Genomic DNA, 21,115 nt, shown 5'->3' on the forward strand with positions numbered 1-21,115 from the left:
TGTATAGCTACCTTGATGACTTTATACACTCATTAAATTGCCGCACGGAATCATTATATGCAGACGTGTTATACCTAAGCGTCTGCACTGTTGCGTTGTACGAAGCAACTGCCTCGTCATACGCTTTAAACGTTTCTGAATATTCATTACTATCAGTTCGCCCCTCAGCTTCAATCTGCTTGATCTTTTCTTCTAGTTCATCAATGTGCATAGATTTCTTTTCTAGAAGCGGTTGAAGAGTATCTATCTTTTCCTTTGCAGCAACATGAATTTCAGGACAACTTGTAAGCGGTCTTCCAAAGTGCTGCACGGCAATTAGTACCTGTTTTCCCTCATACAGACCATATCCAACAGCGACACCAATTTCCTGAAACTGAGCGCGTAAAATATTCTCACGGTGTCCTGGACTCTCCATCCACGCCCGGACTAAATCCGCTTCGTTCTTAAACTGTCCGAGTGCTAAATTTTCACCAATTGAAACGTATTCATATCCAACTTCCTTTACAAAAGAATCTGCACCACTACCCTCTGGTGAGACGTGTTCAAAATACTGTTTCTGAAACATATCTTCCACCTTTCGAGCAGCTGAACGTGCAAGTGTGGCATTTTGGGAAAGTGCCGCAACACCTTCATCAGTTCGCACGCGGTTAGTTTCTTCGACTACGATTTCTGCTTGCAACTCATTAACACTCTCCTCATTCCACACTACAAGCGGTGAAGATACCAGAACTTCACGAGGTAATGCTCGTTCTGAAGAATCAGTAATTTCATATTCTGATTTATTTAAACCCAACGAATCCGTCGATGACGAATGAAATCGATTTTCAGAATCTGTTTCCCGTGCAGTAAAATACGCTGAAATTTGATTTAAAATCAAACACGCAACAACAAACAGTGACGCCGAGGCCACGATGATCCATAACCGCTTGGCTGTAGCCGTGCGCATGTTCATAGGTATAGTATCCAATACGTTAATTATTCAAGCATGAAGGAAGCGCGCACTGTCACCATAATTTCCTTCTTCAAACTTTGAGTGTCATATGCCCCATAATCGTCCACACTAATTGATCCTGGAGAAAGTACTTGTACGACTCCGCTAGCCGCAGATTGGAGGTCACCTACTTGTGAACCTCCACTTTGTGCGATCTGGTTTGCCCTCTCTTTAGCATCCCGCATTGCGTCAGCAAGTAATTCTATTCGAGCCTCGGCAAGCTTAGAATATGTGTATTCAAGCGGCATTGATTGAAAAAGTACCCCTTGAGAAGCCAACACTTGGACATTTTTTGCGAGCGCAGAAATCTCTGCGACCTTTGGAGAATTCACTTCAATAATCTGGCGGAGTATATATTCTCTATTTGCATAATCGTTCTGCTTATACACTTGGTCCATGTACACCGGTGAACTTGTGTATTCATCTTCTGCTACCCCGCTTTGTGAAAATAGCTGCTTAACTGCCACGAGATCTTTTGCTAACGATTGATATCCTGCATTAATTTGTGACTCATCAACAGTTCTAGTCAACGAAAGCGACCACCTAACTCTGTCAGCTTCAACTTCTTTTTTTGCTGATCCAGTTACCGAAAGAGACGAGTTATTATCTCGACTTACATAAAACGAGACAGAAAAAATAAGGGCGCTCAGAACCATGCCCAGAGCAACTAGACCACCTAAGTACGAAAAGCTTTTTAATGTATTGTTTGTTGTATCCATACTTGTATTTATGCAATTTTAGTTCCTTCTTCTCCAGATGACCGAACATCCTTTACACAATTTCTGCACACGGCATTTCCTTTCCAGTTTTTCTTATTACACACTCCACATCGGTACGTCGGAAGTGCAATGAGTGCAAATCCAGCAACAATTAATAGTGTCGGCCAGACAAGTGAAAACGATACAGCGTCGAGTAACCCAAGGTTCTTAAGTAGAAAGATAACACCAACTGACAATACAATTATTCCTGTTCTCATATATTTTTTCTTAATTATACTATTTTTCGTACTCGCTGCATACGCATTCGAATTTCACGTCCACCAAAGAAGGATTCTTCAATAAAACCAAGCATTTCAACAGTATCCCCCACCCCCAGAGAATCAAACACGACATCTTTTGGGTAAAACTCAATACACTTTAATACTACTTCATTATTCTGTATGCGCAGTTCAATGTGTTCTTTTGCTTTACCAAATTTTTTAACACCCACAACCTTTGCTGAAGAAATTCTAAATACTGGCTTAGGATTATCCATCCCGTATGGACTCAATTGAGACAACATCCTGACAAGGTCATTAGAGACATCGTGTAATTCAAGCTCACAGTCACAAACCTCAACCACTCCTGACATGGTGGCATCTTTAACTTTCTGGCTTTGGTATTTTGTATACGCTTTAATTAATGCGTCTTTCAAACCGTGAATTTTTTCATGAGTCACTGAAAATCCACCTGAGGCGGCATGGCCACCAAATGCATCAAAAAGAAACGGGTCTTCTTCATGTGCAATGTTCATGATCTCAACAATATTTTCATTTCGCGTAGCCCTAACAGAGCCTTTATAATGTGGTGAATCTTCCTTCCCCCACAAAAATACAGACTTTCCAACTTTTTCTGAAAGTGCGTTTGCCATGAGTCCTAATACACCTGGTTTCCAATCCGGATTTCCAATAACCACAATTGGGTCATTAATAAATTCCTCTTCTCTTTTTGTAATTTCTCGTGTAAGTTGCGCACCAATTATTTTCCTCTGGTCATTAATTTTCAATAAGTACTCAGCTGCCACTCCGGCAACAGTTGGATCATCAGACGCAAGCATATTGAATGCATCCATTGGGTGCGCCATTCTTGACGCGGCATTTATTTTTGGCGTAATCATAAACGCAATATCGTCTTCTGTAAGCGTAGACTGTTGCATTCGCAACTTCGAAAACAACTTTAATAATCCCGGGCGACCAGTTTTTCGTAACACCTTTAAACCATATGTCGCAAATACTCGATTCTCACCGGTTAATGGGACCATGTCAGAGAGTGTGGCAATACCAACCATATCAAGTAACCACTTCTCATGACCCGGTTTTAGTGAATTATTTACACTCTCAATACTCCGAGACTTGATGATGCCGTCGACTACCTTATAGATCACTCCCGCACCACACAACTCTTTAAAAGGATACTGACTACCTTTTAATTTTGGATTTACGATCGCGTGCGCATCAGGTAATACATCGTGAGGTAAGTGGTGGTCTGTAACAATGACATCCATACCGTTTTCATTTGCCTCACGTACTTCATCTACATCAGTAATTCCACAGTCGATGGTTATGATTAACCTTGCTCCTTTTTCTGCAAATTGCTTAATTGCATCACTGTTTAATCCAAACCCCTCATCATGCCTATGAGGAATGTAATTTGAAAAGTTTGTGTATCCAATTTTTTTGAAGAAGTCATGGAGTACTACTCCTCCCGGAATACCATCAGCATCATAATCACTATAAACAACAATGTGTTCATCACCCTTAATGGCCTGTCCAATACGATCAACAGCCTTTTGCATGCCTGGCATTAAAAAAGGGTCATGGGTATGTTTATCAAAATCAGGATAAAGAAATTGCTCCTTATCGTCTTCTGAAATAATATTACGTTTAGTAAGAAGGAGGTTTAAAAGGTCGTTTTTCACCTGAAAAGTCTAACACATCGACTATAATCAATATATGACTACCAACCAAGCAAATTGTCTCTTTTGTAAGATAGTAACTGGCACCATTCCTACAGCAAAAATCTATGAGGATGATCACACGATTGCTTTCCTAGACATCCGTCCGAACAGTAAAGGTCACAGTCTTGTTATTCCCAAAAAGCATTCCCAAGACTTTTTACATACAGACAAAGAAACAGCTAGTTCTCTTATTCAAACAGTACATATTGTGGCCCAAAAACTCGAATCGGTGTTAGGCACATCTCACATGAACATTGCAACAAATGTTGGACAAGAGGCTGGGCAAATTATCTTCCATACGCACATCCACATCATTCCAAGATACAAAGGAGTGGTTGGTAAGGGGTATTCCTACAAAGAAAAAGAAATGGAAGAACTAGCGGAGAACATTAGGACAATGCCTCAAGACCAGGAATAGTTCCCGCACTTAGGAAATCTAACATTGCTCCGCCACCCGTTGAAACGAATGTGTATTCTTTAAATACTCCAGCAGACTGGATCGCAGCAAGTGTATCTCCTCCACCTACGATCTTCTTTGCACTTTGGGGAGTATGTTCAGCAATGAGACGTGCCATGAGTAGCGTTCCTGCGTCGTATCCTTCTTCATAACTACCCAGAGGACCATTCCATACAACGCATACAGCTGACTGTAACTGCGGTATAAGTGCTTCGATTGCAGACGGCGCTGCATCAACAATTCTCTCGGTGGACTTCAGCTCGTGTGGGGTTCCAATTCGCACCTGGTGTCCTTCCTTATCTGTTTCAATTACCACCTCTTCTGGAACAGTTACTTTTCCTGACCGTGCTATCTCGACAGTCTGGAATTGCCCTTCTGAAACAAGCGATGTTCCGATTGAGTCACCTCTCTCTATATAAAAATTATGTGCCAGTGCACCACCAACAAAAATTAGGTCTGTTTCGTGCATAAACCGTTTTATGAGAGGAAGTTTTGTATCAAATTTCGCTCCCCCAAGTATAAAGATAAAAGGTTTTGGTGCATTGAAGGCAATTGATAACATTGAGATTTCTGTATCAAACTGGAAGCCGGCGTACGATTTAGCACCAAACAATTTAGGCAGCGCTGAGACTGTCGCGTGAGTGCGGTGTGAGACAGAGAACGCTTCGTTTACATACACATCCGCAAGGGCCCGGAGAGATTTTGCAAACTCGATGTCATTTTTCTTTTCACCGTCATACAGACGAATGTTTTCAGAAAGAATAATTGAGCCTGGAGTAACATGCTTAATTGTTTCGGCACACGTCTCAAGAACGTCTGTACAAAAAGCAACAGTATTATGTGGGAGTAGTTTTTGTAACACAGGAAGCACAGGACGTAATGTTCCTTCTCCACTTTCAATGTGAGAAATTAGAAGAACAACTGCACCACGTTCAACCAAAAAACGAATTGTTTCTAGGCTCTGTTGGATTCTAAAATCATCTGTAACTTCCCCATTTGCGATTGGTACATTAAAGTCACACCGTACTAATACCTTTGTTCCAGGCTCGATAGTCGCCTCTGAAATTTTCTTATATTTTTTCATCACTACGTTTATTTCCTTTTAGAACGAATTGGCAATAGTACATCGTAAATCTGCATAAAACTCTGTACAGTCAGACTTTGTTTTCCCACAAGCAACCCTTGTACTTCACCGTTTTCAATAAAACTTCGTGCATTCTCGGGATTCACTGATCCGCCATAAAGAATTGGTATCTGTGAAAGGTGCTGGTAGCCATTTTCAAATGCTAATTGTTTTCGAATATATAACACTGTTTCGTGTAAATCAGTCGGGTCCATTGAAACACCAGTCCCGATTGCCCACACTGGCTCATACGCAATTACCAACTGTGACTCAAAGCCTTTTGGAAAATTTCTAAATGTGGTGAGCAATTGCTGACGTATAAAATGCAAATGAGTCCCTTCATCATCTCGGACTTTTTCTCCAATACAGACAACAACCGTCAAACCTTCGTTAATCGCGGCATGCAGCTTTATATTTGCAATCTCATCCGTGTCCCCTGCCTGCCTCATTTCAGAGTGACCGATGAGCGTAGCGGTAATTCCCGCCTCACGTAACATGCGCGCAGAAACACGGCCAGTATACGCTCCGCTTTTCTCTTGAAACGCATCTTGCGCCAAAACTACAAGCTTCGATTTTTTTGCCTGTGGAGAGTTTAAAAATTCACGTAGGTACAGTGTTGGGACCGCAACACCAATAGTCCCATATTTTGGTGAAGCAGCTGCCTTTGCTACAGCTCTAAATAAGAGCTTAGCCTCATCGAGCGTGTCGGGATTCATCTTCCAATTTCCAATCAACATTGGAGCTTGAAATTTTCGTGGTTTTGTTCGGAGTGCCATGTGGGGAGTATATCATTCTCCACTAATCAATTTCTTCCCAAGAAATGATCTCATATTGGTCTGACGTAAGCGGGAATGATGGTGGTGGGGCATACAACATATTTGAGTCATAGCTAATTGTTCTTGTTTGGTATCCAGTACCATCGGTATACGCAAAACCATATCGGTCGCTTGATCCGAGCATTCCATAGAGAGAGATTGAGTTTCTAACGTAATTTGATCCACACGCACTGTCATAGTACGGCCTACCAACTCTTCCATTCTGAGAAATTAATGCCCCATCAATTTTTAGACTGTTAAGACTACCTAAGCCAACATTAATATCTCCCTGAGCAATGAGCGCCAATACATCTGACCCGTCATAATTTGTATACGAAACATTTTCATTAATCGTAATGACCGGAAGGGTTCCAGGTACCGGGAATTTTGCTGCAACAACCGTAATTCGAGCAGTATCAATTTGGCCGGCTGCCCATACATTATCTTCGACAAAAATTACACCGTTCGCTGGATTGGGATAATTTGCAAAAAAAGATTGTGTATTTACTGTCCACGATCCCCATGTAGGATCTGAAGATGGATTACTTTCATTTCTACAACTCGAAGAAACACTTGTAACACTATTTACTTTATACACATCAAACGTATCGTTAGTCTTAAAAACAAGCCGATATCCACTTTTACCTGAAGGAGCAATATATCTACCCGCAGACTGAGCTAACGATTTTATTGAAGCCAGGTCAGATGTAATACCCGTAAAATCTACTGGAGCTACAGGAAACTGCCTACCAGCTTTAAATACATCTAGGCGTGATGGAATAGTACTTGGGGGAGCTTCTGCTGCGCGAAATGAACTTGTAACACCAGAGCCTGGTGGCGGGTTCACATGTGTATGCACACCGAACTCATTGTTTCCCGTATGGTCTGGGTCAGAATAGTTTGATTCAGCACTTGTTACAACATTATATGCCACCCCATCAAATCGAATACCTCCGTTTGAGTGTATCGGGCCATACACCTCAGTTCCCTCTCCAAAACGGATATCAGAATTTCCTACGATGGCATACTTCGCAAGCGAAGGAATTGCCATCTGTGCTTTTATCTTTCGACTTGACGATGCCGCCACCAATACACCTTCCGAGGTTACCGTAACAATTGTAGATCCGACTGGCGGAGGTGCGATGGTTAGATGAAATTTTCCAATTACTTCTCCATCTTTGTCATAATACACATGTGAATACGGGCCGCTCGTTGCTGTACCGTCTTGATAATCTGTTGGAGCATGTGCTAAATGCCATCGGTAATAATTAATACCTGACTCAGCAATTTGTAGAGCCAACTCTTCATTCCGGGCACTCCGAGCACTCTTAACATTCGTTCCCGCCCATGAAATAAGTGCAGAAATAATAAGAACACCAATTGATGAAAACACTAACATCGACATCAAAAGTACTCCCGTTTGACTTGATCGAAACTGTATATACTTTTGTGTAAATCTCATAAGTTATCTTTTAGGTTCCTAATACTTACCCGACTTTCTATAATTATAGGCCCCGGAGCACGATTTGGGTCTCTTTCAATTGGGATAGTAATCTGGATCAATCTAATCAAGCGTGGATCTACTGGCTGTGTAAGGGCAACAGCTGTTGAGGTTCCCGTATAACTATCATCGTAGTATTTAAATAAAGGTGTAGACGTGGAAAGAATATTTTGAACAACAATTCCAGTAGTTGAACTTGCGCCAACATATCTATTTGGGTTTGTACCAGGGGGTGTAACTGTCTTTTTTAAAGTAGCCCCATCTTTGAAGTATCGAATTTGTTCCCTGTTTGAATCTCCACTTATATCCGCATAAAATGTAATTGCCGTTGTTGATGCTTCAACAATTGGAAAAGAACCCGTAATTGAAGGTCCAGCAGAACGAACTTCTGCAACAAAGTCTTGTACTACCTCACCTCCCTCAAACGAAGCAACCAGACTATCGGACAAAGTTCGATTGTATGAAAATACATTTCCACCAAACGCACCAACAGCAACACTTATTATTCCCGCAATAGCAACAACAATAATTACTTCAATTAATGTAAATGCCTTCTGCGTTGTACGTGTGCGATGATTAAACATATTATTGTCCAAGAGAAACTGCGTGAGTTGAATAAGTACTTGTGGCTGACAGCGAACCAGAATATGTATCGTAACCTGTTTTTGAAACGGAAATACTATATGTTCCTGAGGTTAATCCATCAAAGTATACTTGGCCCGGCGCAACACAGTTACCACCAAACGTAATGGATATATCTGAAACTGTTGGTGTATACGCATTACTTGCTGTTTGTAAAAAGACCTTGTACCGAATATACCGCTTACCATTCATCGAAGCGTGGATAGTTTGACCTGATGCTGTGTAATACGTTCCACTCGTTCCATCAGTTCCTACATAATTCCATGTTGTAGTTGCTGTGTTTGTATCACTTGCAGCTAGCTGAATACGTACTGCATCACCACCTGCCTGTGCTGGCTGGTTTGCTGGAAGCCAGGCTAAAGAGTAGAAATCACTTGAGGTTCCAACATCAAATACTGAAGATGTAAGTTCTCCACTTGCAACATAGGATCCCAGTATATTCTTTAGTGATATTTGTCCGGATGGTGTTGTTGTTTCAATATTTCCATCAGAAGAAAAATATCTACTCTCATCACCGATAGTATCTTGCCCAGATCCTCCAACCCAGTTTGTTTGATCTATATATCCCTGTCCTGTTATAGATGTGTATGTCGTTCCACTACGTGTAATCTCAACAGTGGCGCCAGAGAGCGGTAAGCTAGACCCAGAGTCTCTTACACTGACCAGTAGTGCATTTGGAACAGCCGGAGCAATCAAAAGAGTGGCATCGTTTTCAGACCCCGGATTAACCGCAATTGGCAACAATGGAATTGATCCAGCGATATTTCTTCCTGCCGAAGCAAGTGTTATAGCGTAGGTATCCCACTCAAGACTCGAAAGTGGCAATAGGCCAGAACCATTCGTTGTGGCTGTATTACTATATTTATAGACATTTGGTGTACCGATCAGTTTAGAGCCACTTATATTCATAGAGATATTTCCAATTGGAGCACACGAAGATGCCGTCAAAGTGGAGATATCTAAAGAACTTGTCTCATCAATTGCAAAACTTGTTTGAGTGAGTGATCCTTTAATAACACTTGCATGTCGCTTTATCGGACTTGGATTTCCTGTCGCACCAGGCCAGTATGTTTGATCAGTTGAATATCCACCTTTCGATACCACAATTCGATACCTCTCAGTTGAAGTTGGTATATCTACCAGCTGTAGAATACCTGTAGTATCTGTTGATTCTGAAATATTGATTGCAGGGGTAACCGATCCATTTACCACAGACACTGTTGCACCCTCTACTGCCTGACCATTTGCATCAAATACACGAACAAATAATGACCCCTTGTTTGAAGTACTCTCTAGACCCTTCGGAGCAAGAATAGTACTAAACGAAAGCGTGTCATCTGGGTTACACGCAATACAACGTATGTCGACTTGAACGAGTTTATAATCTGCTGGAGAAATATCGTTTTTAGTTGTACTTCCAATCATGCCATCGAACGGATCATCAATATTTCTGATTGTTGTTGTAGCAAAAAAATTAAAGTTTCCTTTAGTGATTGTTTTAAAACGCTGAAGTGAGCCAGCGGGAGATCCGCCAGAAAGACCAATGTCTGAATATGACATGTTACGAATAATCTCAAACTCTTCGTTTGCAATTGAGGTAGCCACTGTTTTAACTTTCGACAATCGCGCAACACGAAAAGTACGCTGATATCCTTCATAAATTGCCGTTGTGACAATAACTAAAATACTTAAGCTTACGAGTAGCTCAATTAATGTGAATCCCCGATTCCTACTGGCTATTTGTGCCATTATTTAATTGCGTCTCCGATTGAGTAAATAGGTCCAAGCATTGATATTGCAAAGAAACCTACCGCTGCTCCAATTATAATCATAAGGAACGGCTCAATAATTGACGACATATCTTTTGTCTTTTGTTCGACCTCATCTTCGTAATACACAGCAACACCCAGAAGCATCTTGGCCATCTGTCCAGTCTCCTCTCCTACTGCAAGCATTTCACCGACGAATGGAGGGTATAAATTTTCATGCTTAGCAAATACTGTTGAGAGTGGCTCTCCACGTTCTACGATTGGCCTTGCTTCACCGATAATATCTTTGTAATACACGTTTTGTAATACATCTTGTGTAATTTCAACCGCTGCTAAAATATCAACACCTGCAGTCAGCAGAGATGACATTGTTCGTGCTGTTCGTGCGGCATTTGTTTCCTTTACCAACACATTGATAATTGGAATATGAAGTATTAGCCAGTGGACAGATCGCTTACCAACTCGAGTTTTTGTAAAACTCCACAAGCTAAAAGCAATAACAGCTATTCCCAATAGCGTTACGATTACATTATTCTTTAAAAAGTCACTTACAAAGATTACAAGTTTTGTTGTTGTTGGAAGTTCAACATTCATTTCCTTGAACGTGTCTGTAATTGCAGGGACGACGTTTGTAAGCATGAAAAAGGCAATACCGCACATAGCAAGGAGAATGACACCTGGGTACATCATGGCACCTCTGATTTTTCTCGTCAGTTCACTAGCTCGCTCAAGTTGTAATCCAACTGTTTGGAGTGAGGCGGACAGAGAACCGCTTTCCTCTCCCGCCTTTACCATAGAAATAAATAGTGGGGAGAAAATGTTTGGAAATTTTGAAATAGTCTCGTTAAAAGTTTTGCCCGCTGCCAAATCTTGGTTAATTACAGAAAGCGCCTCTTTTAATTTCTTATTCCTTGTTTGACGTTCAATAACTGCAAGTGCACGTGAAAGCGAAAGACCCGCCTCGAGCATGGCGCTAAGATTTTTTGCAAGGAGAACCTTATCGTGTGCCTTAACTCTTCCAAATAGTGTAGGTATCTTCATTCTCTTTATATTATATACTGACCGTGCTATTCAGTTACTACACGTAACACCTCTTCAATAGTTGTAACCCCTTGAACCGCTTTAAATATTCCATCTTCAAGCATGGTCAACATTCCTTCCTTCTTAGCCTGTTCTTCAATTTGTTTTGGTGTGGCGCTTTTCATAATCAACTCCCTAATTGTTGCTGTTAACTTAAGAACCTCATAAATTCCCACTCGTCCTTTATATCCGTCATCATCTTGAGTTTGTGTAACTGGTCTAAAGAATGGAATAGTCTCAATTGTAGAATCCTTAGGCACGATACCTTCATTTTTTAGTGCTGCTATCACCTTATCTAGATCAACAACTTCCTTTAGGCGAGAAATTTCTCCCTCAGACAAATTAAACTTCTCCTTATGCTCTCCAAGCTTTCGAACGAGACGCTGACCGATAATTACATCGAGTGTTGAGACAAGGAGGAATGGTTCTGCCTTCATGTCGATAAGGCGAGGTACGGCTCCTGCTGCAGAGTTAGTGTGGAGTGTTGAGAGCACCAAGTGACCAGTCAAGGCAGCGTTAATAGCAAGGTTTGCTGTCTCATTGTCTCGAATTTCTCCCACCATGATGATGTCTGGGTCTTGTCGAACAAGTGTGCGCAAACCAATCGAGAAGGTAAAACCAATTTCAGGCTTAACCTGCGTTTGGTTAATACGTTTCATTTGGTATTCAATAGGATCTTCAACAGTTGAGATGTTTACATCGGGAGTATTGAGGATATCCAGTAATGTATAGAGTGTAGTTGACTTACCCGATCCAGTTGGACCAGTAGTAAGAATCATTCCTGTAGCGAGTGTTGTAGCCTTATGGAGCGCCTCAAGAGCCTGCCCGTGAAAACCAAGTGCTTCAAGAGTAAACCCAGACACGCTTTCCCGAAGGAGACGCATAACTGTCTTTTCACCATAATATGTTGGTAGCATTGAAACACGGAACGAGACTTTTTCTCCTCCTGAATCAACTTTAAATCGACCATCTTGTGGGAGTCGCTTTTCATCCAACTTCAAGTTCGACAACACCTTTAGTCGAGCAGTGATACTTGTCGCAACATATCCCGGCAACACCATGGCATCATGCAACAATCCATCGATACGGTACCGAACAATCAACTCGTTTTCCTGCGGCTCAATGTGAATGTCTGACGCACCTTGGATGATTGCATGCTTAAGCAGTGTATCTACAATACGAACAACAGGCAGATCTTCTGCCATTTTTTTAAGCTCATCAGCAGAACCCTCCTCCCCATCATTTGCATCAGCAATAGTTTTAATTGAACCCGCATCCTTTTGAATCAAGTCTCCGAATTCAGCTTTAAGACTCTTCTGGTATTGCACAAGCAATGCCTTAATAGATGCAGAGTCGGTGAGTCGTGGCAAGATTCGCAAACCCACCTTTTTCTTTACGAAGTCAATTGCTGACAGATCATGAATGTCGAGCATCGCCACCTCCAATGAATCCCCTTTCCTTGCAAACGCAACAATGTTGTTGTTTCTTGCAACTGGCTCAGGAATCAAAGATAAAACATCAAAATCAATTTTTTGATTTTTAAGATCTACGTATGGAACACCTAAGATAAGCGCGTGTATTCGACGCAAATCATCATCAGATAATTTCCCAGCAGCAACTAATTCGTTTCCAATATCACTATTTTTTTCTTTTGCAGCTTTCGTTACAACAGCAAAATCTTCCTCGGATACAAGTCCTGAATCTAGAATAAATTCCTTGAGTTGCTTATCTGTTATTTGCATTGAGATAATTATATCTCAATATAGGAAGGTTCCGTGATATAGACTGTGGCTGAGACACACGATGCCACCTGACTTCCTGCACTGTATACACGCGCAGTCTTCGAAATTGACTGTCCAGTTGTATAAGATCCGTTAATTGTTCTGCATGCTGATGTTCCAGGGGCTGTGCCGCATGTCGCATCTCCATCCCATGTATATGTGTAATTTCCGTCAACGTTAGGTTGCACTGTCCAGGTCACATTTTGACCCGCTTCTGGACTTGTCGGAGACACTCTAACGGAACAAATATTTGCAGAAGTTGATGGGATATACCTAAAGACAGTTCGAGTAATTTGATTTACTCCTACTGTAGCTGTGTGCGCACAGAATCCTGCAGAACATGTCGCTGTTGTATATGTAGTTGGTTCACACCCATTTAGATCATCCTCATCGTGTAAACAAGAACCTGCTTCTTCTGTATATCCAGCTACATCAGTTGCATACACTACTTGAGAACCGACACCAACTCTACTAAACGTTGCGGGATTAGAAGAAACAGCTGCGCCAGTTGCAAGTTTTGCTTGTGTTCCAGAAGGCGCATTTGCTGCTGATCCATTTACACCACCACGTCGCACCATAATTTCACCACTTCCGCTTGAGACACTTTCAGTTCCAAACACAATCGTTCTTTGAACTGTGTCAGGTGCATATGTAACTTCTCCATCCGCTTCCATATTTCTTAATACATCATTGTTTGGATCAGCATCAAATAGTTGTCCGGAGTATGGGAACAGTCCTGCTGCACTTGTAAGTGGAACGGTAAATTGATCGGTATATCCCTTAACACCTAGGGCCGCAGTAACTGCTGCCTGACTGTAGGTATATCTTCTATATGGCTGATTATTTAACGTCTGACATCGTGCATCATCGTTGCCTGGTAATATAAACCTTTCATTTGGCACATGAGCAGATGTTAAGAAGTTGAAAGTTGAGACAAGTGAGCCATCAATATTGTAGCCAGTACCTATTTTCATGGTTGATGTGCCCTCTGGGAGCGCGTTATTGTTCGCAACCGGTGAATTTCCGTTGAATATCATATTGCAAACACGAAGTACAGCAGTTTGCTCAGCAGTTACCTCGAGTTCAAATGTAGTAATTTTATTCAATGGTTGACCAACTATCTCTATTTGATACGTGCCCACTGGTGTTGATGCTAAAGTTGAAATAAGAAGACCGATTTCACATCTCGGACTACATGATGTTGCAGTTCCAACTACGGTTGCTCCTGAAGGTAGCCCTGAAATCGCTATTGATACTGCTGACGCTGTACCTGACACTGAGGTTAATTTAACCTTGTTAGATGTTTCATATCCTCGTGTCACCTTAACAGCGGGGTACGAAACAGACATTGAATAATCAAACGTTGCTGCCCTAAACTGCACCCGTGTTGTCATTCCTGCCATTACGTTAACTGGTGCAGTACACTCATACCTCACATCACTATTGTTTATTTGGGTACAACTTGCACTAGTGTTATACGAAACTACCGGACACTCTGTAGGTGAACCTGGGGTAAATTCACAAGTTCCAACAACAGCTGTTGGTGAAGAACTCATAAAATACAGCACATTTTGCCCAGCTGTAGTTGAAGCAAAGAAGGCCGGGTTATCAGTTACACCGTATTGGTTTGCACTACTATTTAAACTTACTTTCTGTGCTGTAACACCTGTTGTTGTTCCATTCGCATCAACTTGATACACCTTAACATTTCCGTTATTGATTATGTACTTTAAATCAACGCGTGTTGTGTATCCATTTCTAAACTCAACTGTTTGTGAGCACTTATCTGGGTCTGCAACAGTAGTTGTGTAATACCCAGAAAATCCGTTACCTTGTTTATACATTACTGGATTTCCACATGCCATATCTACAAACGTAGTTGGTGTACATTCAGGACTACCTGTAACATGTAGACAGTACCCCGCTGTCACCTTATATGACTTTATGTAGAAGTCATTACCTTCAATAATCGATCTCGCAAGAATTGTTCGATACCCTGGTGACATTCCAGAAAATGTTCTTGTGCTGTCTGTGAATGAAGGTCTGTCAAAGTAGTCACTGCCAGTTATTATAGGTTTGAGTTCATATCCTGTATTTCCATCTGAAGAAAGATTACCATTAACATATTTATTCACTTTTAATGTAGCTGTTGGTGAATTCGTGGTATTTGAGCCACTTGTATATTTGTATACAACTTTAGTCACAGTCCCTGGTGTTACAGATGCTTTTACGAAACAACCTCTATCGTATGGCTGGTCAGGTTCTGATCCGTCAAATTCACTGACATAAGAACAAACAGGAGTTTCATTAAAAGTTGTAACGCTACACTCTGACCCGCCTCGAGGATATGTACAAGTACCAACCATTTCGTTATACCCCGCAACATCAGTTGCGAACACGGAATAATCACCTTCCTTTAGATCAGTAAATACAGTTGGATTACGATCAACATTAACTAAGTGAAAAACATCCAATCCAACCGTTGATACCTTTACTCCATCTGTAACCCATGCAGTATTGAAAGAAGTGGTTGCTGGAGCTGTTGCAACAGTATCGCTACTTCCCACTCGCTTAATCAAAATTTCTCCATTTGTACCTGATACTTGTGTTGAAGACGGAACATACTTGAAAACAACTTTCGTGATTCTTCCTTGGGTTACAGTAATCGGTAAGCTACAGAACCTATCTTGGGACACTTGTGTAAGTCCACATGTTGGAACTAGTGGAAACGATGTAACTGAACATTCCGATTGACCAATAGCATACGTACAAGTACCCGCCATCTCAGATGAGATCGGATTATCCTTTGCACCAACAACGTGTGAACCAACTGATTGAGTTGCGAGAGTCGTAGGATTTGTTGTTATGTCTTGTGTATCAACGAAAAATCTTACTTCAGGAGATGAATACACTGTATCGTCTGTACCTACAAGTTTTACTCTAATACCTCCAGTTTCAACGTTTGGAAGATATTTAAATACCACCTTAGTAACTAACCCATCGGTAACGGTTGCTGCAGTTCGACACATCCTGCTTCCATCAATCGTACAGTCAACAACAGAATCAAATACTGTAACGCGGCATTCTGTTGCACCAAATGGGTACGAACAACTGCCCGCTGACTCAACAAGACCTGCCTTGTTTGCTACATATGCTAGATGAGCCCCTGCCGAAACTCCAGTTTTTAGCGTAGGATTTATCGCACCATATCCATACTGTCCACAATCAAGTGAGTTGTACGGTGCAACCAGATCAATGTCCGCTGACGTGCACGGAGCTGTTGAGACAGTATCGTCACCCCCAACTCTTTTAATCAATATCTGCCCTCCCGTTGCAGTTTGTCCGGTTCCGCTTACAGCAATGTTTACAAGTGTAACCTTGTCGTTTGATACCGGAACTTCAACCTCATATGTAGAACCAGTGTCGGTATATGTGGCGGTGATATTTGGCGTACATGAAGAGCCTCCTCTATTTGCCTGACAATACTTAACTGACAAAAGTGTTTCGCCGTTATATGGTTCATTGAATTCAATGGTAGTTGATCCGATTACAACATTCTCGTACTCAACAGGATTGGGCCAATCCCAGTTAGTGTTCGTGCCTATAATATGCGGGTACAATTCCATCTCTGGCAATAAATTTCCGGTATTATCAACAGTTGAAATTCGCAAGTCACCAGATGTCTGCAAGTATTTAAAACCAACTTTTGTTACCGTATTTCCGTACACAGGAACAATTGCATATGTATACGTATATTGACCATAATATGTTTCAGCACCTTGTTCTGTTGTGTGCGTGTAATCTGTTACCGTACAACTGTTACCGTTTACTGGATAAGTACAGTATCCCGCAACAACAACATACCCCTGAACATTCCTTGTGCCGGCAAAACGAGTTGTTGGGGAAAAAATTCCTGAAGCCTGCACAGGATTTTGCTGTGATGCATTATCCATGTTCATTGGATGATCCACGATTCTCTCTATGGGCGCTACGGACGCTGACGGGTACCCAGAACCATTTCCTTCGTCAATATATGGAGCGGAAGTTATAGTTCCATTTTGCCCATATCGAAATATTTCAACTTCACCCAAAGACACAGGTGTATATTTGAATACTACTTTTGTTACATATCCAACCTGTAACTGAAAATCAGTAGTATACACATAGTAATTAGTGCCGACACCGTTTGATCCACCAAATGTAGTACTCGATGCAACAGAAAATGTTGATGGATAGCATTCCGATCCATTTATTGGATACACGCAGATTCCAAACATTTCTACATACGACGAGAGATCCTGTGATTGCGCTTGATAATTTCTCTTATCTGGGTCAATTGGGTTTTGATATACCTCAAGGTTTTCATATACATTAGGATTGGCAAATGACGTAATGTTATTTCCATTTCCAGTAAGCGAGTCTCCATTTATACCAGAGTACGCATTTACTCCACCTGGCGCTTGCGGTGCCGATGTTACCGTATCGTCAAATCCCACTCGTACAACAGTAATATTTCCCGTTCCAGAATACGCCTGAACAGTATCTGCCCCTAAAGAACCAAACAATGACACGACTGCAACCACAAAAAATAAATATACTTTCTTCATGAGTTCTTATATTATGAAGCTAAGTATACCAACTAACCTAGTTTTTCGGAGCACTGAATCCCACACATGTATAGGTGCCACCAGCAACAGCTTGTCGTACTGCATCATAGTTATCATAGTTTTCTTGGTCTTTATGGCAAATCATTTCAGCAGAAGGTTCTGGATTTCCAAGTCTATATGAACAACTTGTATTAGGGTCTCCATCAGTACAGTATGGGTTGGACTGACCGTCAGTACGAACTTCATTTTGCGTAAACGGCTCGAGAAAATCGAAATCTTCTTCAGTTAATACATACCTAACCCAAATCTCTTGCAGTGGATCGAGTGGTTCTATTTTTATCGTTGCAGGTCGAGAAACAGTTGAAGGCCTGGAAAATTGATACCAGGATCCTGAGTTCCACCCTGATACAGGGTCAGGTTCACCAGCTGAACCAAGACGGGTACGATGAGGAATATATACATCTCCTGTATATCCCCACTCAAAACATCTTGTCTCAAGTCTACAGCTGGGGTTAGTAGCTAAAAATTCAGTTACCATTTCTGGACTTATTATCTCCTCATTATTTTCAGTCTCAGCATTCATCCAATCAGGAAGGTCCCCCTCATCATCACAGCGAATACCATAGGCATTAATTGTAATCAATTGCTCATTAGGAATTCCTGTCACATCTGGTGGCGGATTAACACCTTCACACGCTGAGTATGAATCGGGCGTATACGCTACCTCAACTGTTCTTTCTACTCGTAACAACCTAGTTAAGTCTCTGGTGTTGTGCCCGGAAGATTTAATTGTTGTCCTACCTGACTGCTGGCTTTTATAAATAACAACTTCTGCAGATGGATCTGTCTGGCCCGTTGACACATTAACCGCTAGATTTCGAACTTCACACGTCTCTAGTGTGGCATTTGGGCATTGAGTGTCACCTGGATCAGAGAAGTTAATTGTGTACCCACCACATTGAATACTTCCACTAGATGAAAGAAAAGCATTATTTTTAATATCAAAATATTTTGCACACTCCATTCCGGAGTCAGCAGCATAGAACGCAGACTGCGATTCCCTGCCAAGACCACTCACTCCTGTCTGGCGAGCCGCGAAACCTAAAACACTTGTACCAATCGCAAGCATAAAACCACCAATTAGAATACCGAATAGCAACGTGAACCCTTGATTATTCTGTATTGAACCAAAAGAACGATTCCAACCTATGAAGCTTTCCATGTGCCACTATTATCTCACTACAATGCTTGAGCAGCTAGTGCGACAAGCACAATACCCAAAAAGTTCATTGTAAAAGATACGGGGACCAACACCTTAATATGCATCCGTGATAACCCCATCATCGCCAGCCCGATCTCATCGGGTAACGGAGACGCGATCACGAGCGCCCCGAGGAATGGAATTAGAAAGCGGAAAATCCTCAGTTTAAACAGTCGCTGCAACTTACTTAACTGTGTGTCACGAATCAACTCCATAATGTCTTCGGCAAGACTATCTCTAATAAAGAGAAACAAGATAAGATCTCCCACCACCGCACCGAGTGCCCCCCAAAATGCCACAGTTAACAGTGATGTTTGCTGCGCAATTTCTGCCAACGCAACCGAGGCGGGTGCAATCGTGAATAGCGACGTAAAAAATATTCCCGCGGTAAAACTACTCAAAACATAGAGTTCTTGATATGAACCAATAAAGTGGCGCACCAACCCAAGTTTAATTAAAAGGACAGCAACTGTAATACTAACTAGCACCAGCAGCGCATCTCGTAGTAAATGTTTTGGTTTATGTTTCGTATCGCTCATATCTTTATTGTACCTGGCACTATGAATATTTTGGTGGTTCTTCTTTGATTCCTGCTAAGTGGTTAGCATATCGTGCTAGCGCATATAACATACTAGATAACCTATTCATATATTGAAGCACTTCCGCAGGAATTTTTTCTGCTTGTTCTTCGGAAACTGCTACCACCCTTCGCTCTGCCCTTCTTGCGAGCGTCCGTGCAAAATCAAATGTTGCGGCAAGCTCAGTTCCACCTGAAATAAAGAAAGTCTTGATTGGATCCATATGTGTTTCTATGTAATCAATCACTTCGCCCAATCCTTCAACCGCATTTTCTCCGAGCGGTTTAGGGTACCCTGCAACCGTTGCCTGAATGATAAACAGCTTTTGTTGCATATCATGCGCAACTTGTTCAAAAGACAGAGTGTCTTTAACCATAAACGCAGCATCACGTGACCGAACCTTACAAAATCCAAGAAATGAATTAATCTCGTCGAGCGAACCTAACGCCTCAGCAATTGCAGAACTTTTAGAGACTCTCTGGTCACATCCAAAAGTTGTCATCTTTCCATCATCACCGCTTCCCGTATAGAGCATATATATGAATTATGTATTACTAAGTTTTTTAATTATACGACGACAACACGACTATTGCGTGCACCACCACAAGAGCACTAGTAGCATATTACCCATACCTGTATTAGAGTGACACTATGATACCTAAACCTGACTTCCTGCTCATACGCTCTCTTAAGGATAAAAAGCATAGAACGACTCAACGTAAATTTCTAGTTGAGGGAGAGAAAAGTGTCGCAGAACTCCTTTCTTCTAGCTTTGATATTAACTTTATTCTCGGTACAGAAGAATTTCTTAAAGAACATGCAGCTGTTCTAAAAAGTAGAGGTATCCGTATAATTACGGGAACCCAAGAGGACATTGAACAAGCTGGAACACTTGAAAGCAACCGCTCAGCAATCGCAGTGGCCGGTCAACGTGTAACTACTCCACCTGCTCCCGTTAATCCTGGTGAGATCGTTATTGCCCTTTCATCAGTACGCGACCCAGGAAACCTCGGGACCATTTTACGTATTGCTGACTGGTATGGAGTAAAACGGATTATTGCTTCACAAGACACAGCCGAATTTTATAACCCAAAGACAATCGCCGCTTCTATGGGATCATTTATTCGCACGCAATTAGTACACACAAATATTGGTGATTGGTTAGTGAAAGCAAATGCACCAATCATTGGAAGCTCTCTTGATGGTGAAAATGTGCACTCAATAGTATTTCCTAAAGAAGGTGTGTTAGTTATGGGAAATGAAGCTAACGGAATTGACCCGACTCTTGAAAAGCATATTCAAACTCGTATTTCTATTCCACGACACGGACATGCCGAGTCACTCAATGTAGCAATCGCAACTGCTGTGATATTAGACAACTGGAAGCGGTAAAACGAAAAGCCCCGACAATTGAGTCGGGGCACTTTGCTTAAGCACATGAATTTTTTTCAGTCTTCCCCTTTCTAAGGTGGCGTTCAATACGTTTCCGGAGTGAGGCAACCTCACTCTCAATTCGATCTTCTGGACAACCAACCTCTGTAATAAAATCCACCAACTGGTGATGCAAGATTGGATTACCCAGTGTAAAATCCAAAACCCTGCATACAATCCTGCTTTCCTTCGGATACAAACATTCATCCACTTCTAGAGACTTGGATCTTATTTTTTCTGCCTCTTCAAAACTCTCAAAACCATCAACTATTACCTTCCGCACACCAACTACTCCACCGACACACACCCATGTGTTTTCCATCATGTCTCCCGGTTGAGTACACAGTCCAAAAATAAGCGTACT

The 21,115-nt window shown here is 41.6% G+C and carries 18 protein-coding genes; 2 read left to right on the top strand and 16 right to left on the bottom strand.

Features of this window, described 5'->3' with window-relative positions; genetic code table 11:
* Positions 1-7: 7 nt before the first annotated feature.
* From PLF31_02280 to recJ, 4 genes are read right to left on the bottom strand one after another with little or no spacing between them, the layout of a single operon-like run.
* Positions 8-946 (bottom strand): CAP domain-containing protein, encoded by a 939-nt coding sequence (locus tag PLF31_02280; protein HRH26272.1) that lies wholly within the window; start codon positions 944-946, stop codon positions 8-10.
* A gap of 29 nt (positions 947-975) precedes the next feature.
* Complete coding sequence (locus tag PLF31_02285) at positions 976-1,710, bottom strand: SIMPL domain-containing protein (protein ID HRH26273.1); 735 nt, start codon at positions 1,708-1,710, stop codon at positions 976-978.
* 8 nt (positions 1,711-1,718) lie between these two features.
* Positions 1,719-1,967, bottom strand: a complete 249-nt coding sequence (locus PLF31_02290) for a DUF5668 domain-containing protein (protein ID HRH26274.1) — start codon at positions 1,965-1,967, stop codon at positions 1,719-1,721.
* A gap of 14 nt (positions 1,968-1,981) precedes the next feature.
* Positions 1,982-3,667 (bottom strand): single-stranded-DNA-specific exonuclease RecJ, encoded by a 1,686-nt coding sequence (gene recJ / locus PLF31_02295; protein HRH26275.1) that lies wholly within the window; start codon positions 3,665-3,667, stop codon positions 1,982-1,984.
* A 34-nt stretch (positions 3,668-3,701) separates the two neighbouring features.
* Between recJ and PLF31_02300 the strand changes: the two genes are divergently transcribed.
* Complete coding sequence (locus PLF31_02300; protein HRH26276.1) at positions 3,702-4,124, top strand: HIT domain-containing protein; 423 nt, start codon at positions 3,702-3,704, stop codon at positions 4,122-4,124.
* Here PLF31_02300 and pgk read toward each other — a convergent pair.
* Genes pgk through PLF31_02355 form a run of 11 tightly spaced genes read right to left on the bottom strand, consistent with a single transcriptional unit; the run spans position 4,096 to position 19,855 of the window.
* Positions 4,096-5,247: a phosphoglycerate kinase gene (gene pgk, locus PLF31_02305; GenBank protein HRH26277.1), complete on the bottom strand. Its 1,152-nt coding sequence runs from the start codon at positions 5,245-5,247 to the stop codon at positions 4,096-4,098. The two genes, PLF31_02300 and pgk, sit on opposite strands and share 29 nt — an antisense overlap.
* Positions 5,248-5,255: 8 nt before the next feature.
* Positions 5,256-6,062 carry a triose-phosphate isomerase gene (gene tpiA / locus PLF31_02310; GenBank protein ID HRH26278.1) on the bottom strand — a complete coding sequence of 269 codons (807 nt, stop codon included), beginning with the start codon at positions 6,060-6,062 and terminating at the stop codon, positions 5,256-5,258.
* A gap of 22 nt (positions 6,063-6,084) precedes the next feature.
* The gene (locus PLF31_02315) at positions 6,085-7,563 is read right to left on the bottom strand and encodes a hypothetical protein (protein HRH26279.1); all 1,479 of its coding nucleotides are present in this window, start codon (positions 7,561-7,563) and stop codon (positions 6,085-6,087) included.
* Positions 7,560-8,186: a prepilin-type N-terminal cleavage/methylation domain-containing protein gene (locus PLF31_02320; GenBank protein ID HRH26280.1), complete on the bottom strand. Its 627-nt coding sequence runs from the start codon at positions 8,184-8,186 to the stop codon at positions 7,560-7,562. Before PLF31_02320 ends, PLF31_02315 begins: the two co-directional genes overlap by 4 nt.
* Position 8,187: 1 nt before the next feature.
* Positions 8,188-9,993 carry a prepilin-type N-terminal cleavage/methylation domain-containing protein gene (locus tag PLF31_02325; protein ID HRH26281.1) on the bottom strand — a complete coding sequence of 602 codons (1,806 nt, stop codon included), beginning with the start codon at positions 9,991-9,993 and terminating at the stop codon, positions 8,188-8,190.
* Entirely contained in the window at positions 9,993-11,054 is a 1,062-nt protein-coding gene (locus tag PLF31_02330; GenBank protein ID HRH26282.1) for a type II secretion system F family protein, read from the bottom strand. The genes PLF31_02325 and PLF31_02330 overlap by 1 nt, the downstream gene beginning before the upstream one ends.
* Before the next feature lie 26 nt (positions 11,055-11,080).
* Positions 11,081-12,835: an ATPase, T2SS/T4P/T4SS family gene (locus tag PLF31_02335; protein ID HRH26283.1), complete on the bottom strand. Its 1,755-nt coding sequence runs from the start codon at positions 12,833-12,835 to the stop codon at positions 11,081-11,083.
* An 8-nt stretch (positions 12,836-12,843) separates the two neighbouring features.
* Positions 12,844-17,481, bottom strand: coding sequence for a hypothetical protein (locus PLF31_02340; protein HRH26284.1), 4,638 nt, complete (start codon positions 17,479-17,481; stop codon positions 12,844-12,846).
* Positions 17,482-17,518: 37 nt separating this feature from the next.
* On the bottom strand, positions 17,519-18,703 hold the full coding sequence (locus PLF31_02345; GenBank protein ID HRH26285.1) for a pilus assembly PilX N-terminal domain-containing protein: 1,185 nt from the start codon (positions 18,701-18,703) through the stop codon (positions 17,519-17,521).
* A 17-nt stretch (positions 18,704-18,720) separates the two neighbouring features.
* Positions 18,721-19,281, bottom strand: a complete 561-nt coding sequence (locus PLF31_02350; GenBank protein HRH26286.1) for a hypothetical protein — start codon at positions 19,279-19,281, stop codon at positions 18,721-18,723.
* Between the two features lie 19 nt (positions 19,282-19,300).
* Positions 19,301-19,855, bottom strand: a complete 555-nt coding sequence (locus tag PLF31_02355) for a cob(I)yrinic acid a,c-diamide adenosyltransferase (GenBank protein ID HRH26287.1) — start codon at positions 19,853-19,855, stop codon at positions 19,301-19,303.
* Positions 19,856-19,971: 116 nt separating this feature from the next.
* On the opposite strand from PLF31_02355, the gene PLF31_02360 reads away from it, so the two are divergent.
* Positions 19,972-20,712: an RNA methyltransferase gene (locus tag PLF31_02360; GenBank protein HRH26288.1), complete on the top strand. Its 741-nt coding sequence runs from the start codon at positions 19,972-19,974 to the stop codon at positions 20,710-20,712.
* A 37-nt stretch (positions 20,713-20,749) separates the two neighbouring features.
* Here the strand turns inward: PLF31_02360 and PLF31_02365 are convergent, their stop codons facing one another.
* Positions 20,750-21,076 carry a hypothetical protein gene (locus tag PLF31_02365; protein HRH26289.1) on the bottom strand — a complete coding sequence of 109 codons (327 nt, stop codon included), beginning with the start codon at positions 21,074-21,076 and terminating at the stop codon, positions 20,750-20,752.
* Positions 21,077-21,115: the final 39 nt, after the last annotated feature.

Source organism: Candidatus Paceibacterota bacterium (assembly GCA_035438625.1).
In the GTDB taxonomy this organism is placed as follows: Bacteria; Patescibacteriota; Minisyncoccia; order Phycocordibacterales; family DAORIS01; genus DAORIS01.

Coding starts and splice junctions, on each gene's coding strand:
- tpiA (HRH26278.1), bottom strand. CDS start 6,062: ATGGCACTCCGAACAAAACCACGAAAATTTCAAGCTCCAATGTTGATT.
- PLF31_02325 (HRH26281.1), bottom strand. CDS start 9,993: ATGGCACAAATAGCCAGTAGGAATCGGGGATTCACATTAATTGAGCTA.
- PLF31_02340 (HRH26284.1), bottom strand. CDS start 17,481: ATGAAGAAAGTATATTTATTTTTTGTGGTTGCAGTCGTGTCATTGTTT.
- PLF31_02280 (HRH26272.1), bottom strand. CDS start 946: ATGCGCACGGCTACAGCCAAGCGGTTATGGATCATCGTGGCCTCGGCG.
- PLF31_02365 (HRH26289.1), bottom strand. CDS start 21,076: ATGATGGAAAACACATGGGTGTGTGTCGGTGGAGTAGTTGGTGTGCGG.
- PLF31_02285 (HRH26273.1), bottom strand. CDS start 1,710: ATGGATACAACAAACAATACATTAAAAAGCTTTTCGTACTTAGGTGGT.
- pgk (HRH26277.1), bottom strand. CDS start 5,247: ATGAAAAAATATAAGAAAATTTCAGAGGCGACTATCGAGCCTGGAACA.
- PLF31_02290 (HRH26274.1), bottom strand. CDS start 1,967: ATGAGAACAGGAATAATTGTATTGTCAGTTGGTGTTATCTTTCTACTT.
- PLF31_02350 (HRH26286.1), bottom strand. CDS start 19,281: ATGAGCGATACGAAACATAAACCAAAACATTTACTACGAGATGCGCTG.
- PLF31_02320 (HRH26280.1), bottom strand. CDS start 8,186: ATGTTTAATCATCGCACACGTACAACGCAGAAGGCATTTACATTAATT.
- PLF31_02360 (HRH26288.1), top strand. CDS start 19,972: ATGATACCTAAACCTGACTTCCTGCTCATACGCTCTCTTAAGGATAAA.
- PLF31_02345 (HRH26285.1), bottom strand. CDS start 18,703: ATGGAAAGCTTCATAGGTTGGAATCGTTCTTTTGGTTCAATACAGAAT.
- PLF31_02315 (HRH26279.1), bottom strand. CDS start 7,563: ATGAGATTTACACAAAAGTATATACAGTTTCGATCAAGTCAAACGGGA.
- PLF31_02330 (HRH26282.1), bottom strand. CDS start 11,054: ATGAAGATACCTACACTATTTGGAAGAGTTAAGGCACACGATAAGGTT.
- PLF31_02300 (HRH26276.1), top strand. CDS start 3,702: ATGACTACCAACCAAGCAAATTGTCTCTTTTGTAAGATAGTAACTGGC.
- PLF31_02355 (HRH26287.1), bottom strand. CDS start 19,855: ATGCTCTATACGGGAAGCGGTGATGATGGAAAGATGACAACTTTTGGA.
- PLF31_02335 (HRH26283.1), bottom strand. CDS start 12,835: ATGCAAATAACAGATAAGCAACTCAAGGAATTTATTCTAGATTCAGGA.